Origin of the sequence: Streptomyces sp. NPDC001663 (assembly GCF_042893105.1) — a bacterium.
Taxonomy (GTDB): Bacteria; Actinomycetota; Actinomycetes; order Streptomycetales; family Streptomycetaceae; genus Streptomyces.
On record NZ_JBIAUR010000002.1, the window covers coordinates 803,224 to 817,764 of the forward strand.

The following is a 14,541-nucleotide window of genomic DNA, read 5'->3' on the forward strand; positions in this document are numbered from 1 at the left end:
GTCGCAACGTGTCGCTCACGATCGGAATCGTCGGTCTGCCGAATGTCGGCAAGTCGACCCTGTTCAACGCCCTGACCAAGAACGACGTGCTCGCGGCCAACTACCCGTTCGCCACGATCGAGCCGAACGTCGGCGTTGTGGGCGTCCCGGACGCGCGTCTGACCAAACTGGCCGAAATCTTCTCCTCGCAGCGCATCCTCCCGGCGACCGTCGACTTCGTCGACATCGCGGGCATCGTGCGCGGCGCCTCCGAGGGCGAGGGCCTGGGCAACAAGTTCCTCGCGAACATCCGTGAGTCCGACGCGATCTGCCAGGTCATCCGCGCCTTCAAGGACGAGAACGTCGTGCACGTCGACGGCAAGGTCTCGCCGAAGGACGACATCGAGACGATCAACACCGAGCTGATCCTCGCCGACCTCCAGACCATCGAGAAGGTCCTGCCGCGCCTCCAGAAGGAGTCGCGCATCAAGAAGGACATCGCGCCCAAGGTCAAGGCCGTCGAGGAGGCCAAGGAGATCCTGGACAAGGGCGACACCCTCTTCTCGCAGGGCATCGTCCAGGGCAGCGAGCGCGCCGAGCTCCTCCACGACCTGCACCTGCTGACGACGAAGCCCTTCCTCTACGTCTTCAACGTCGACGAGGACGAGCTGGTCGACGACGACTTCAAGAACGAGCAGCGCGCCCTGGTCGCCCCCGCCGAGGCGATCTTCCTCAACGCCAAGCTCGAGGCGGACCTCGCCGAGCTCGACGAGGAGGACGCCCTGGAGCTCCTGGAGTCGGTCGGCGCCGAGGAGCCCGGCCTCGCCACCCTCGCGCGCGTCGGCTTCAACACCCTCGGCCTGCAGACGTACCTCACGGCCGGCCCGAAGGAATCCCGCGCCTGGACCATCAAGAAGGGCGCCACCGCCCCCGAGGCCGCGGGCGTCATCCACACCGACTTCCAGAAGGGCTTCATCAAGGCGGAGGTCATCTCCTTCCACGACCTGGTGGAGACCGGCTCGGTGGCCGAGGCCCGCGCGAAGGGGAAGGCGCGGATGGAGGGCAAGGAGTATGTGATGCAGGACGGGGACGTGGTGGAGTTCCGCTTCAACGTCTAGCGCGCCTCGCGGCCCGCCGCGCCTCGCGCAGGACCCTCAGCGTGCCCGGCAGGGGAGGGCTCGCGGAGCCGTGCAGCAGGGCTGCTCCGCGGGCCAGTGCCGCGTCGGCGGTCAGCAGCTCGATCTCGACGAAGGCGTTCAGCAGAATTCGGCCGGGGGCCGGGGCCCGGGCGGACAGGTCGCGGGCCGCCTCCAGGGCGGTGCGGGCCGCCGTGATCTCGTGTTCCACCAACGGGCGCAGGCCCGGCGGCTCCTGCCCCGCCGTGAGGTCGGCCGCCGTGACCGAGAACCGCGCCAGCGTTTGGGCCGGAATGCCCGGCCGCCCTTCCGCGGCGTCCTCGGCGAGATCGTTGACGAAGTCCAGCCGCTGGCTGCCGTCGATGAGCGTCCGGCACATCGCCCGGTACCGGCCGTCGCCGTCCTCCTCCGGACCCAGCAGTACGGCGAGCAGCATGAAGCCGGGCAGTGAGTACGCGTCGATGTAGGCCTGGTAGTCGGCCTCAGAGTCGAAGCCGGTGAACTCCAACTCGGCCTCGGCGGTGGACAGATATTCCTTCATCGCCTGCCGTAGCCGTGGATACGCGGCGACGGTGTGCAGCAACGCGCGGATCAGCGGGTGGTCGGCCACCCCCGTCTCCAGAGCCTTGCGCACCTGCCGCTCCCAGGACGCCCACGCCGCGATCCGCTGCGGCTTCGGGCCGGTGTCCATCAGGTTGTCCCCGTGGTGCATCACGGCGGTCGCGGCCACCACGTGCGGCAGCACCGACGGCGGCAGCAGCAGACGGGCCGCCAGGTAGGAACTACGGCGGAACCGCGCCACCAGCCGCCGCCCGTCGCCGTAGTCCCTGCGCAGTTCCGGTTCCCGGATCCCGGCCGCGCTCAGGCACCGCTTCCACGTGTTCACCTTCGTGACCGTCCGCCTTCGAGGAGTGAGTGACCGAGTGAAAAGGGAAGTTGATGTTATGTCATGCCCTGCCTCGATCCCTCGGACGGGGCTTGCCCAAATGGGTACGCTTGTACGGGCGTTGGCGGCACGGGGAGGCTTTGCATGGCTACGAGGATCTCGGTGTCCGTCAAAGGGCTGATCGGGCTGGACGATCCCGACCGTATGCTCGCCGAGCTCGAGGCGGAGACCGGACTGACGTGGCACCCGGAGCCCGTCGACGAGGGCAGGGTCCTGTCCGGCGGCGTCGTCGAGATCATCCTCGTGGCAGTGGCCGTGAAGGCGGCCGAGATGACCCTCGAGGCCACGGTGGACGCGGTGAAGCGGATCGTCGAGCGCTGGCGCCGGGAGCGGCTGGAGCCGCCGGAGGCGACGGTCGACACCGAGTCCGTGCCCGACCCCGAGCGGGGTGACTGACATGGCGTTCCGGGCGGTGGTGATCGGGCCGGCGCGGTACGCCGAGGACTCCGGGATCGACAGTCACCCGTCGATCGGCGAGAGCGCCCGCATGTACGGCGAGATCCTGGCCGGCGACGGGATGTGGGGGACGGACTCCTGCCGGGTCCTCGGCGAGGACGAGGTCCAGACGGCCGACGGCGTCATGCGGGCCCTGCAGCAGGCCGCGGACGAGACCGGTCCGGACGACATCCTCCTCGTGGTCTACGTCGGCCACGGCCAGTACTGGAGCGACCTGCCCGGCGCCCAGGTCCACTTCTCCGTGGGCGCCTCCCACCGGGACGAACCCTGGACGTGGCTGTCCAGTTGGTACGTCTACCGCGTCATGCGCAAGGCCCGGGCGAGGCTGAAGGTCCTGATCGCCGACTGCTGCTACTCCAACCTGCTGCCCCAGCTGGGCGAGGAGCCGCTGCTGCCCGGAGTGCTGGGCGAGCTGGACGAGGGAACCTGCGTCTTCACCGCCGTGAAGAACGCGAACTTCGCGTCCGCCGACGGCTGTTCGGCCCTGCCCGGGGACCTCGCGAAGTGCACGCCGTTCAGCGGGCATCTGCTGCGCATACTCCAGGACGGCACGAAGGACTACAACCACCAGCTCACCATCGGCCTGCTGCGCGAGGCGGTGAAGGCGGAGATGGAGCGCTGCACCGGGGCCCGCCACCAGGTGCCGCGCATGTCGCTGAACGACGCCCGGGACGGCACACCGCTGTTCACCAACCGCATGGAGCCCACGAAGCGCGACCAGGTCCCGCAGCTCCCCGTCGACCCCGAGGACTGGGTGAAGACCCTGCTGCTGGACCGCGACTCCCGCCTCGACGACCTGTTCAAGGACGAGCGCAAGACCGGTGACGTCGTCGCGCTTCTGAGCTCCCGGCAGGACGAGGCCAGTCGGCACCTCGCGCGGCACATAGACGTCCGGGCCAACCGGACGTTCAGCTCGCCCCACGCCTTCGCCCGCTACTGGAACCAGGTGGAGAAGGCACTGCGCGTATGAGAGAGGGCCAGGAGGCCGGGGGCTCCGAGGGCGGGGACGGTGGGGGCCCCTCCCGCTCGAGCGAAGGCGAGAGCGGGGGAGCGTGGAGCGTCGGCTACGAGTGGGTGACCACCTGCTCGGTGCAGATCTTCAAGCGGCGCGTGGAGGCCATACGGGAGGGCACACCCGGGGTCAGCGACCCGCGGCCCGCCACCGCGATCCGGGCGCTGCACGCCTTTGCCCTCAAGCGCTCCGTCGACGAACTGATCGTCTCCGCAAGGCAGTTCGACGACCGGGACGCCATCAACATGCTGGCCACCGCGGCGCTCAGCCGGAACATCCTGCAGGCCGCGGAACTCGCGATCAAGCAATGGGATGCCGAGCAGGAGAGCGACGCAAGGCCCCTCCGGCTGACCGACGGCATCATCCACGACATCGCCTGCCAGCGGACCGTCCTCGACGTCGCCGTGTTCATCCGCGAGTGCCGTCGTGTCGGCAGGCGCGAGATGGTGGACCGGACGGTGCGCATGTTCACCACGCCGAGTTCGGGGCGGACCAACCTCGACAAGGCCCTGCTCTACATCGCGTTGCGTGACGAGAGCTGCGCCGAGGAGGCGGCCGAGCTGCTGCGTCTGACCCTGTTCTCGATCACCGAGAACGGTTCGACGGTGGCGTCGGACACGGTTCCGAGGGAGTTCCAGGATCTCGCCGGTGCGCTCCACCAGCTCAGCCCCTCCGAGCGGATCCTGGAGGAGTGGATCGACGCACAGCTGCGGCTCGAGGACCATGTGCACGACACGAGGCGGATCATCGCCCAGCTGATCGCCAGCGGGACGGACGGCCGCGACACTCTCGTGGAACACGTCGGCAGACGGCGGAAGCACTACGACATCGTGGAGATCTGCGATGAGCTGACGAAGTCGCCGCTCGCCGAGAAATGCGTACAGGTACGTCAACACGCCGCACTGCGCGACAACTTGGAGGAACTGGCCGAGATCGTCAGGGCCTGGCACGAGTCCCAGGCCCTCACCAGGACGACCAAGGACCTGCTCGCCGACATCGTCGCCAAGGGGGACGCCGGACCGCGCTCGCCCAGGGAACTCGAGCGCCTGAACACGGTGTTGGGCAACGTCAACGCCGCGCCCGAGTGCAGACGGCTGCTGCGCATCGCCGCCGCGGTGCACACCGACGGCCGCTCCGGCGCCGATCTGGTCGCCCTGCTCGGCAGGATCGAGGGGACGCGGGACCGCAACCGCGCCGCGCAGACCATCGCCCAGCGACTCGCCGTACGCGTTCTCGAACAGGGCGCCGACGCCCGTCTGTTCGTCGACTACGTCACCGGGCTGCGCGGCACCGGCCGGGCCGAGGCCGTCTACCTGGCCTGCAAGGAGCTGGCGGATCCCCCCGACTCCGTGCGGCCGCCCGCGGGGTCCGGCGCGGTCGTCGCCGAGATCGCGGCCCGGCTGTACGACGCGGGTCTGGACCGGGACGGCTGGGACCTGCTCGAACGGTGCCTGGAGAACGAGCAGCGGATGGCCCCCGATGAGGTGGCGGCGGTCGTCGAACGGCTCGGTGGCTGCACGATGACGGAGGACGACCGGCGCTTCCTCCTGCGAGCCACGGTGGGCCGCTGGTCCGACGCCCACCGCCGCGAGGCGACGGTCGGAGAACTGCGCGCCGGCGGCTTCGACGCGGAGGCCAAGGAGGTCATCCGCTCGCTGCGCTAGCCTCCGGGGCGGCCGGTCCCGCGCCCGGAGTCGGGAGCATGGGGGCCACTTCGGTCATGTGTCTTCGGGACGCGGCGACCAGTCCCTCGAAGGACACGAGTGCCGTGAGGACGGCCAGGCCGCCGAGGAACTTCTTGTGGTCCATGCCGACCGAGGAGTTGCCCAGCAGCGTGAGCAGCGTCAGCACCGCGAAATGGCCGATCAGCCAGAGCGCCGCCTGGGCCGCGGGACTGGTGCGCCAGTCGCGGAACAGCGTGACGTGGACCTTGGCGTCGTAGATGCGGCCGAAGGCGGGCAGCCAGCGGGCCAGGATCGGCAGGCACAGCAACAGGACGCAGCCCACCGTGAGCGTCAGCATGCCCCGCCACAACGGCGCCCACCCCGCTCCGTAGAGGATCAGCGCTATCAGGGCGAAACTCGCCCGCGCCAGGACCTCGTGGACGCCCCGCCGGCGGCGGGAGTAGCCGGTCAGGTAGGGGCGCAGCGACACGAGGACCACGCCCGGGACGGCGTAGACGACCAGCGTCAGCACCCCGGTGATCTCGACCAGCGTGTCCCAGCTGCCGCCGACGGCCACCAGCACGGTCCCCGAGATGAAGAAGTCGACCAGCAGCACCAGCCAGTAGACGTCGTAGCGCCGGTTCAACGTCGCCTTGCGTGCGGTCTGCAGCCCGCGGTGGGTGAGATGGGCCCGGCTGAGCGCCGCGACCTCGCGCGTGACCGCGTGCGCGAAGACGAGCCCCGCGCCCATGGGCGAGACCACGGCGGCGATCCTGAGCAGCCAGCCGAGCCACATCAGCGAGGCGAGCCTCGCGAAGTGGGCGTACGGCGACGACTCGTCGACGCTCGGGCTCCAGGTGGCGGCGTACCGGGTGAAGACGACCTGGAGCGAGATGTACAGGACCATGGAGCCGACGATCGTCCCGAACACCGCCCACCGCAGCCGCGCCGCCTCACCGATGCCGCGGCGCTTGATGTTCCCGGCGAGGTCCAGCGGCCCCTGGAAGCCCACATAGGCGTAGATCACGCCGCTGCCGACCACCGCGGTCAGCGCCGCGTCGGCGCCCATCCCGCGGGTGTGGCCGCCGGCCGGGGGACCGTCGTGGCCGAAGCCGGCCGCGATCAGCAGCACGACGGCCAGGACGGGGATGACGATCTTCAGCACCGTCAGCCATGAGTTGATCCGGAAGAAGATCCGCGGGGCGATCAGGTTCACGGCGGCGATCACCGCCATGAACGTCAGCGCGTAGCACCAGCCCTTGGGCGTCAGTGTGGCCGAGCGGTCCAGGAGTCCGCCGACCCACTGGGCGACGCCCTTGGTCATCGCGACGGCCTCGCTGGCCAGGTTGATCGCGTAGAAGATCCACAGACCGGCCGCGACCACCGTCGCCACCAGTGCGCCGCTGCTCTGCAGCGGCAGGAAGACCAGGCCGCCGGTCTTGGGCGCGGCGGTGCCCAGTTCGACCATGACCGCGGCGATCAGCAGCATGAGCAGGCCGCCGAACAGCCAGGCCAGATAGGCGTCCGAACCGGCCGTGCGGAACGCCTCGTCCGCGCCCAGGATCCAGCCCGAACCGATCACACCGCCGGCCGCCAGACCGACGAGGTGGAACACCGACAGCCGCCGCTGCTCGTCCTCGTCCTCGAACTCCCCCGGCCCGGTGCTGTGGTGCTGCAATGTCTGGACCATCCGCCTTTGTACCCCCGTGTAGCGTCGGCGGCTCCTCACGCACAGTGGCGACAGGGTACAGCGGGGCGGATCATGTGTGTACATGCCAGTGGGGCGGGCGGGACGGCATTGTCAGTGCCGACTGCCATCATCCAACTCATGCTCCACGACAGGCTGATGCGCGCGCTGACCGACCCGGACTGCCGGATCGAGGTCCCGTACGCCGAGCTGCCCCAGCTCTCCGACGAGGAGCTCGGCACCCTCCTCCCGGAGGCCTACGGCGTGCCCTCCTCGGCCCCGCACGCGCTGACGATGCTGGCCTTCGCGATCGAGGGTGCGGCCAAGGAGCGCCGGCCCCGCTTCACGCCCGACGCGTGCCGCCGGATGTTCGAGGTGCTCGTCGAGCGGAGCGAGGACCGCGGCTGGGTGGACCTCACGGTGGGTGTGGACGCGCTGGAGCACTGCACCGGACCGCTGCCCGACGTGTCCGAACCGGCGCGCGCCCTGGTCGAGTTCCGCCTGGCGAAGGACGCGGTACGCCAGCCGTACGCACTGCTCGCGGTCGCCGGGCTCGCGGGTGAGGAGACGCTGCGGGCGGTCGTGGAGCGGCTCTCCGAGGACGTCGGCCCCATCGTCGCGGACGAGATCGCCGTCATCGCCGGTCTCGGCGCGGCGGGGCAAGCGCAGTTGGCCGGGATCGGCCGGGACCACAGATTCGCCTCGCCGCCGTCCGTCGCCGACGCCTGGCACAGGTCCGCCGAGAACCCCGCCTACGTCGCGTTCGCCCGCCGTGCGCTGGAAGCGGCGGCCGACCGCGCCGACGCGATCCGCGCGGGGGAGATCCCGTACTTGGCCGACAAGGCGTTCACGGACCGGGAGATCACCACGCTCGGACAGGCCGCCCGGGTGGCACTGCTGCGCGACGAGCCGTGGCTCCCGGCCCTGTTCGACCGCCTGCTGCCGGGCATCGTCCTCGCCCCGACGGCCGCCAGGACCCTGCCGTCGCAGGCGCTCCTGTACGAACTGGTCCGCGCCGCACAGGACTTCCCGACCCCCGAGCTCGTCACCGCGATACGGACCGTGCGGACGATCGTGCGGCACGCCGGGGTGCCCAAGCAGCTCGACAGGATGCTCAAGCATGTGGACGCGGCCCTGGCCGAGCGCACCGATGTGGCGCTGCGGATGCCGACGCTCGGGTTCGGTGAGGGCGGCGTGCTGCGCAAGGAGGCGGAGGGTTACGAGGCGGTCGTCACCGTCGACGGCACCACCGCCGAACTGACCTGGGAGAAGGACGGCCGCCCGCTGCGCTCCGTCCCCGCGCCCGTGCGCCGCGACCACGGCGGCCTGGTCAAGGAGCTGCGCGCCCTGGTGAAGCGGGTCGGCATCCAACTCGGCACCCTGGCAAGGGCGTTGGAGGGCGGCTTCGCGGTCGACGCCGTCCACCCGTACGGCTGGTGGCGCACCGACCTGGCCGGGCATCCGCTCGCCCGGTCCGTCGTACGCCGCCTGATCTGGGAGGTCGAGACCGAGCCGGGCACTTGGCGGACCGTCCTGCCCGAGACCGAGGACCTCCCGGACGCGCCGGACGACGCCTGCGTACGGCTCTGGCACCCGCTCCGCTCCGACCCGGACACCGTACGGGCCTGGCGGGATCTGCTGACCGAGCGGCGGATCCGGCAGCCGTTCAAGCAGGCGTTCCGCGAGATCTACCTCCTCACCCCGGCCGAGCAGGAGACCCGCGTCCACTCCAACCGCTTCGCCGCCCATCTGGTCCACTACCGGCGGATGTTCGCGCTGTTCCGGGCCCGCGGGTGGAAGAGCGACCTGCTCGGGCCCTGGGACGGCGGGGAGCAGGACGACGCCGTGCGGACCCTGGCGGCGGGGGAGTGGCAGGTCCGGTTCTTCCACTCCCTGGCGGACTGGGACGGCGAGGAACTGCTGGCCTCGACCGACCGGGTGTGCTTCGCCCGCCGGGAGGACGGCGTCTGGCGGAACGCGCCGCTGGCCGACGTTCCGCCGCTGGTGTTCAGCGAGGCGATGCGCGACGTCGACCTCTTCGTCGGCGTCACCTCGGTCGCCGCCGACCCCGACTGGACCGACGGAGGTCCGGTGCGCGCCTACTGGGAGCGGGCCGGATTCGCCGAGCTGACCGAGAGCGCAGAGGCCCGCCGCGACGCCCTGGCGCGGATCCTGCCGCGCCTGAAGATCGCCGACCGGTGCGCGATCGACGGCCGCTTCCTGGTCGTGCGGGGCGCGCTGCGCACGTACAAGATCCACCTCGGTTCGGCCAACATCCTGATGGAGCCGGACGATTCCTATCTGTGCATCGTCCCCTCGCGCGGCAAGGGCGACGGGAAGGTGTTCCTGCCGTTCGAGGACGACCGGCTGTCGCTGATCCTCAGCAAGGCGTTCCTGCTGGCCGACGACACCGGGATCACCGACGGGTCGATTCTCCTGCAGATCAAGCGAGGTGGTTGACGGCCGCTTCCGTGTCCTGGTGCCGCAGGTGGTGCGGCCCGTTCGGGGAGCGAGGGAGGGGCGGCGCACCCGTCACCCCAGCTCCGTCACCTGCCGGCAGGCCTCCGCGTACGCCCGCACCAGCGGTCTGCGGTCGCCCTTGCGCCAGGCCAGGACGTAGCGGCTGGGGCTGACGCCGCGCACCGGGCGGGTCACCACGCCGCCCAGCGTGACCAGCGGTGCATTGCCCACGGCCACCAGACACACGCCCAGGCCGGCGACCAGTGCCTCGTACGTCTCCTCCGTGCTCGCGATCTCCGCGCCGATGCGGGGCGGGCGGCCGGAGCGTTCGTCGAGGGCGAGCCAGTAGTCCCGCAACGGGCCCGCGGACCGGGGGAGGGCGAGGAAGGGTTCGTCGATGAGGTCCGTGAAGTCGATCTCGGTGCGGGAGGCGAGGGGGTGGGTGTCGGGGAGGGCGACCAGGCGGGGCTCCTCGGCCACCACCGCCCACGCGTACCGGTCCTGGTCGGGGAGGGGCAGCCAGACGAAGGCCACGTCCGCGTCGCCGTCCGCCAGGCCCGCCGACGGGTCCTCCCAACTCACCTGGCGCAGCCGGACCGTGGCCTCGGGGTGCCCGGCCGTGAAACGGGACCGGATCGCCGGGAGCAGACCGCCGCGGCCCGGGCTGGTGCTCATGCCCACGACCAGCGTGCTGCGCTGCGCCGCCCGCGCCTCCTCCATCGCCGACGCGCCCTCGGCCCACGCCGCGAGCACCCGCCTGGCGTGCGGCAGCAGCGCCGTGCCCGTTCCGGTGAGCTCCACGCCCTGTCGGTCCCGCCGGAAGAGCTCCACCCCCAACTGCCGCTCCAGCGCCCGGATCTGCTTGCTCAGCGCGGGCTGCGACACGTAGAGCCGCTCGGCCGCACGCGTGAAGTGCAGCTCCTCGGCCACCGTGACGAAGTACCGCAGGTCCCGCACATGAACGTCCGTCGTCATAGCCATCGGTTATCAGCGTAGGTCTTGGACGGGCGACAGGGGGCGGCGGCAGCCTGGTCTGCAGACGAAGAGACGCATGAAGACGACGGCAGCAGGAGGAGACATGAACAGGGTCTGGCTGGTCACCGGTGCGAGCAGCGGCTTCGGGCGGGCCATCGCGGAGGCGGCCCTCGCCGCCGGTGACGTGGTCGTCGGCGCCGCCCGCCGGCCCGAGGCGCTGGACGACCTCGTGGCCGCCCATCCCGACCAGGTCGAGGCGCTGCGCCTGGACGTCACCGACACCGCCGCCGCCGAGTCGGCCGTACGGGACGTGGTGGCGCGGCACGGGCGGATCGACGTGCTGGTCAACAACGCGGGCCGCACCCACGTCGGCGCCTTCGAGGAGACCACCGACGCCGAACTGCGCGAACTGTTCGACCTGCACGTCTTCGGCCCCGTGGCCCTCACGCGCGCGGTGCTGCCGCACATGCGGGAGCGGCGCTCGGGGTCGGTCGTGCAGATGAGCAGCATGGGCGGGCAGATGTCCTTCGCCGGCTTCTCGGCGTACAGCGGAACGAAGTTCGCCCTGGAGGGCCTGTCCGAGGGGCTCGCGGACGAGGTGCGGGAGTTCGGCATCAAGGTGCTGATCGTGGAGCCGGGCGCCTTCCGGACGGCACTGTTCGACACGAGTCGCGCCGGAGTCAGCGCGGACAGCGGCGTGTACGCCAGGGTGAGCGAGACCCGGGGCGCGGTCTCCGGCGGCGACGGAACCCAGCCCGGCGACCCCGCCAAGGCCGCCGCCCTCATCCTTGCCGCCCTCGAGGCCGAGGAGACCCCGCTGCACCTGCCGCTCGGCGAGGACGGCGTCGAGGCGGTGCTCGGCAAGCTCGACCAGGTGCGCACGGAGATCGCGGCCTGGGAGAAGCGCACACGAGCGACGGCCTTCGACGCCTGACCCCCGCTTGCCGCCCCCCGGTTGTCAGACCCCGGTGCCAAGATGGGCGTACTGGGGTGGACGGCACGTGAGGGGCGGCATGGTGGACGTGGGGGAGGTGCAGGCGCCGGTGGGGCGGCGGGCCCGGGAGGTGTGCGCGGAGGGCATTCGGCTCTACGACGCCGCGCGTACCGTACTCGCGGATCACGCCCGCGCCCTGGAGGCGGTCCGCTCGGCGCTGGCCCCGCTCAGGCAGGAACTCGTCGTCAAGGAGCTGGAGTCGATCCCGGTCGCCCGCCTCAAGGACGCGACCGAGGGGCGGCTGCGGCTGGCGGCCGTCGAGGCGGCGGGGTTCGCGTCGGTGCGCGCGGTGTACGAGGCGAGCCGCTACGAGTTGCGGCAGATCCCCGGCGTCGGCGCTCAGACCGCCGACCAGGCGCTTGCCGCGGCCCGGCAGATCGCGCGGGCGGTCGAGGAGACGGTGTCGGTCCGGATCGACGTCGACAACCCCGAACCCCGCACCACCGCCCTGGTCGTCGCGCTGCACAGGCTGGTCGAGGCCGGTCCCGAAATGCGCCGCGCGGTGGACACCGCCGGGCAACTCGACCGCCGGCTGCGCGAGTTGCTGCCCGCGGCCCGCCCGGCGACCGGTCGGCTGCGCCTGGCGCTGACCGGCCGTCGCCGCAAGGAGGCGGCTCTCGCGGCGACGGCCGAGCTGCGCGCGCTGACGGCGGAGGCGGCCGACAAGGGCACCCGGCTGCAGCTGACGCAGGCCGCCACCGACCTGCTGCGCGAACCGGCCTCCGACATCGAGGCCTGGGTCGACTTCGAGCTGCGCTCCGCCGAGTACTACAGCCAGCTCGCCGAGGTCTCCGAGCACCGTACGGACGAGGCGGCCGCGGAGGGCTTCCTGCCCTCGGAGGTGGCCGAGCGGGTGCACGCGCAGCCGCTCGACGACACCCACCGCCGGGTCTCGCTGCGCGGTTACCAGTCCTTCGGCGCCCGTTTCGCGCTCGCCCAGCGCCGGGTCGTGCTCGGCGACGAGATGGGGCTAGGCAAGACGGTCCAGGCGATCGCCGCGCTCGCCCACCTCGCTGCCGAGGGGCACAGCCACTTCCTGGTGGTGTGTCCCGCCAGCGTGCTGATCAACTGGACCCGCGAGATCCGTTCCCGCAGCACACTGCGGGCGGTGCCGGTGCACGGCCCGGACCGGCAGGACGCGTACGCCGAGTGGCGCGAGCGCGGCGGCGTGGCCCTCACCACCTTCGACCTGCTGCACACCCTGCCCGGACCGGACGGCACCAAGCCGGGGATGCTCGTCGTCGACGAGGCGCACTACGTCAAGAACCCGGACACCCGCCGCGCCAGGACGATCGCGGCCTGGACGAAGACGTGCGACCGCGTCCTCTTCCTCACCGGCACACCGATGGAGAACCGCGTCGAGGAGTTCCGCACGCTCGTCCGCCACCTCCAGCCGGACCTGCTCCCCGGCATCCGCGACAGCGACGCGGTCGCCGGCCCGCAGGTCTTCCGCAGATCGGTCGCGCCCGCCTACCTGCGCCGCAACCAGCAGGACGTGCTCACCGAACTGCCCGCGCTGCTGCAGGTCGACGAGTGGGAGGAGCTCGGCGCAGCGGACCAGGACGCGTACCGCACGGCGGTCGTGGCGGGGAACTTCATGGCGATGCGCAGGGCCGCGTACGCCGACCCGGAGAAGTCCGCGAAGCTGCAGCGCCTGCGCGAACTGGTCGCGGAGGCGGCGGACAACGGCCTGAAGGTGGTCGTCTTCTCGTACTTCCGCGACGTGCTCGCCACGGTCCGACAGGCCCTGGGCGAGGACGTGTTCGGCCCGATATCCGGCACCGTCCCCGCCGCCCGCCGTCAGCAGCTCGTCGACGACTTCACCGCCGCCGACGGGCACGCGGTGCTGCTGTCGCAGATCGAGGCCGGCGGCGTGGGCCTGAACCTCCAGGCCGCGTCCGTGGTGATCCTCTGCGAACCGCAGGTCAAACCCACCCTGGAACACCAGGCCGTGGCCCGCGCCCACCGCATGGGCCAGACCCGCACGGTCCAGGTGCACCGCCTCCTCGCCACGGACAGCGTCGACGAACGCCTGCTGCGCATCCTCGAGAACAAGGACCGCCTCTTCGACGCCTACGCCCGCCGCAGCGACACCGCGGACGCCACACCGGACGCGGTCGACGTCACAGACGGCAGCATCGCGCGGCGGATCGTGGAGGAGGAGCAGCGAAGACTGGCCGCGGAGCCGGTCGACTGACCGTCAGATCCCGTCCACCCAGGCCACGGTGAACGGCTCCTCGGGCACCCCGGGACCCATCGGCCCGCCCTTGTCGAACTGTGAGCGGACCACCAGCAGTCGGCCGTGGGTGCGGGCGAGCGTGGTCGGGATCTGCAGCGCGGTGTCGGTGAACCGCCGCTCCAGTCGGGCCGAGGAACCGTCCGCGGACAGCCGCCAGCGACTGATCGTGTTGCTCGCGTTGTGCGCGGCCCACAGCGTGCCGTGCGCCAGCTCCAGACCGTCGCCGTGCGTCAGGTCGCCGCCGTTCAGGGCGACTTGGCTTACGGCGCCGGAGGCGGTGGTGACCCGGTACAGACCGCCGCCGGTCATCCCGACGACGAACAGACACCGCCCCGCCGGGTCGGCGACGATGCCGTTGAGGAACAGCCCGTCGGCGGGGGCCACGGCGCTCAGGTCGTAGGCGGCGTCGAGCGTCGCGCTGCCGCCGCGGGCACGGCGGAGGTCGGCCGGGGTGACGCGGTAGACCACCGGGCGGGTGCTGTCGGTGAGGTAGGCCGTGCCGTCCGGTCCGATCGCCAGGTCGTTGACGAAGGACGGGTCGCTGCCGGGCACGGTGAAGCGGGCGAGCAGGGTGCGGGTGCGCAGGTCGTAGACGTCCACCCCGGCCGTGGAGTCGATGACCCACAGACGGCGGGAGCGGTCGACCTTCAGACCGTTGGCGGTGTTGCGGCCGTCCGCCCCGGCCGGCAGGAAGACCTCGGCGGCCCGGCTGCCGGCCGCCGCCCGGTACACCGCGCCGGTCGTGTACGAGCCGACGTACGCGTCGCCGGTGTACGGGTCGAGGGCGATGCCTTCTGGGTAGGGGCGGTCGCCGGGGAGCGTGAAGGCGGTGCTGATGCGGACCGCGGCGGCCGCCCGGGCGGTGGTCGCCGGAAGCGCCGCGGCGAGGGCCAGGCCGGCGCTGCTGGTGAGGAAGGTACGGCGGTGGATCGAACGGGACACGCTGGTGCCTCTCGATTCGGCTTCACATTCCATGACGTAAACGAACCTAGA

The 14,541-nt window shown here is 71.5% G+C and carries 11 protein-coding genes; 7 read left to right on the top strand and 4 right to left on the bottom strand.

What is annotated here, in order from left to right:
- Nucleotides 1-8 precede the first annotated feature (8 nt).
- Entirely contained in the window at nucleotides 9-1,097 is a 1,089-nt protein-coding gene (gene ychF / locus ACFY1L_RS10005) for a redox-regulated ATPase YchF (RefSeq protein WP_388820850.1), read from the top strand.
- Here the strand turns inward: ychF and ACFY1L_RS10010 are convergent.
- The gene (locus ACFY1L_RS10010) at nucleotides 1,087-2,001 is read right to left on the bottom strand and encodes a squalene/phytoene synthase family protein (RefSeq protein ID WP_388820853.1); all 915 of its coding nucleotides are present in this window, start codon (nucleotides 1,999-2,001) and stop codon (nucleotides 1,087-1,089) included. The two genes, ychF and ACFY1L_RS10010, sit on opposite strands and share 11 nt — an antisense overlap.
- Nucleotides 2,002-2,145: 144 nt before the next feature.
- On the opposite strand from ACFY1L_RS10010, the gene ACFY1L_RS10015 reads away from it, so the two are divergent.
- From ACFY1L_RS10015 to ACFY1L_RS10025, 3 genes are read left to right on the top strand one after another with little or no spacing between them, the layout of a single operon-like run.
- A complete protein-coding gene (locus ACFY1L_RS10015) occupies nucleotides 2,146-2,457 on the top strand; it encodes a hypothetical protein (RefSeq protein ID WP_388820856.1) in 312 nt (103 codons plus the stop codon).
- Between the two features lies 1 nt (nucleotide 2,458).
- Nucleotides 2,459-3,487: a hypothetical protein gene (locus ACFY1L_RS10020; RefSeq protein ID WP_388820858.1), complete on the top strand. Its 1,029-nt coding sequence runs from the start codon at nucleotides 2,459-2,461 to the stop codon at nucleotides 3,485-3,487.
- Nucleotides 3,484-5,193: a hypothetical protein gene (locus ACFY1L_RS10025; protein WP_388820861.1), complete on the top strand. Its 1,710-nt coding sequence runs from the start codon at nucleotides 3,484-3,486 to the stop codon at nucleotides 5,191-5,193. Before ACFY1L_RS10020 ends, ACFY1L_RS10025 begins: the two co-directional genes overlap by 4 nt.
- Here the strand turns inward: ACFY1L_RS10025 and ACFY1L_RS10030 are convergent.
- Complete coding sequence (locus ACFY1L_RS10030; RefSeq protein ID WP_388820864.1) at nucleotides 5,174-6,871, bottom strand: APC family permease; 1,698 nt, start codon at nucleotides 6,869-6,871, stop codon at nucleotides 5,174-5,176. The two genes, ACFY1L_RS10025 and ACFY1L_RS10030, sit on opposite strands and share 20 nt — an antisense overlap.
- Before the next feature lie 150 nt (nucleotides 6,872-7,021).
- Between ACFY1L_RS10030 and ACFY1L_RS10035 the strand changes: the two genes are divergently transcribed.
- On the top strand, nucleotides 7,022-9,340 hold the full coding sequence (locus ACFY1L_RS10035) for a DUF4132 domain-containing protein (protein ID WP_388820867.1): 2,319 nt from the start codon (nucleotides 7,022-7,024) through the stop codon (nucleotides 9,338-9,340).
- Between the two features lie 72 nt (nucleotides 9,341-9,412).
- Here the strand turns inward: ACFY1L_RS10035 and ACFY1L_RS10040 are convergent, their stop codons facing one another.
- Nucleotides 9,413-10,321, bottom strand: a complete 909-nt coding sequence (locus ACFY1L_RS10040) for a LysR family transcriptional regulator (RefSeq protein WP_388820870.1) — start codon at nucleotides 10,319-10,321, stop codon at nucleotides 9,413-9,415.
- 97 nt (nucleotides 10,322-10,418) lie between these two features.
- Between ACFY1L_RS10040 and ACFY1L_RS10045 the strand changes: the two genes are divergently transcribed.
- Together ACFY1L_RS10045 and ACFY1L_RS10050 are read left to right on the top strand one after the other, a co-directional pair.
- Nucleotides 10,419-11,249, top strand: a complete 831-nt coding sequence (locus ACFY1L_RS10045) for an oxidoreductase (protein WP_388820873.1) — start codon at nucleotides 10,419-10,421, stop codon at nucleotides 11,247-11,249.
- 79 nt (nucleotides 11,250-11,328) lie between these two features.
- A complete protein-coding gene (locus tag ACFY1L_RS10050) occupies nucleotides 11,329-13,506 on the top strand; it encodes a DEAD/DEAH box helicase (RefSeq protein WP_388820876.1) in 2,178 nt (725 codons plus the stop codon).
- A gap of 3 nt (nucleotides 13,507-13,509) precedes the next feature.
- On the opposite strand, the gene ACFY1L_RS10055 is transcribed toward ACFY1L_RS10050, so the two are convergent.
- Nucleotides 13,510-14,490: an SMP-30/gluconolactonase/LRE family protein gene (locus ACFY1L_RS10055; RefSeq protein ID WP_388820879.1), complete on the bottom strand. Its 981-nt coding sequence runs from the start codon at nucleotides 14,488-14,490 to the stop codon at nucleotides 13,510-13,512.
- Between the last annotated feature and the right edge of the window lie 51 nt (nucleotides 14,491-14,541).

Bases quoted from the DNA above. Each gene is read 5' to 3' on its own strand.
- ACFY1L_RS10015 (WP_388820856.1), top strand. From the start codon at position 2,146: ATGGCTACGAGGATCTCGGTGTCCGTCAAAGGGCTGATCGGGCTGGAC.
- ACFY1L_RS10020 (WP_388820858.1), top strand. From the start codon at position 2,459: ATGGCGTTCCGGGCGGTGGTGATCGGGCCGGCGCGGTACGCCGAGGAC.
- ACFY1L_RS10025 (WP_388820861.1), top strand. From the start codon at position 3,484: ATGAGAGAGGGCCAGGAGGCCGGGGGCTCCGAGGGCGGGGACGGTGGG.
- ACFY1L_RS10035 (WP_388820867.1), top strand. From the start codon at position 7,022: ATGCTCCACGACAGGCTGATGCGCGCGCTGACCGACCCGGACTGCCGG.
- ACFY1L_RS10040 (WP_388820870.1), bottom strand. From the start codon at position 10,321: ATGGCTATGACGACGGACGTTCATGTGCGGGACCTGCGGTACTTCGTC.
- ACFY1L_RS10045 (WP_388820873.1), top strand. From the start codon at position 10,419: ATGAACAGGGTCTGGCTGGTCACCGGTGCGAGCAGCGGCTTCGGGCGG.
- ACFY1L_RS10050 (WP_388820876.1), top strand. From the start codon at position 11,329: ATGGTGGACGTGGGGGAGGTGCAGGCGCCGGTGGGGCGGCGGGCCCGG.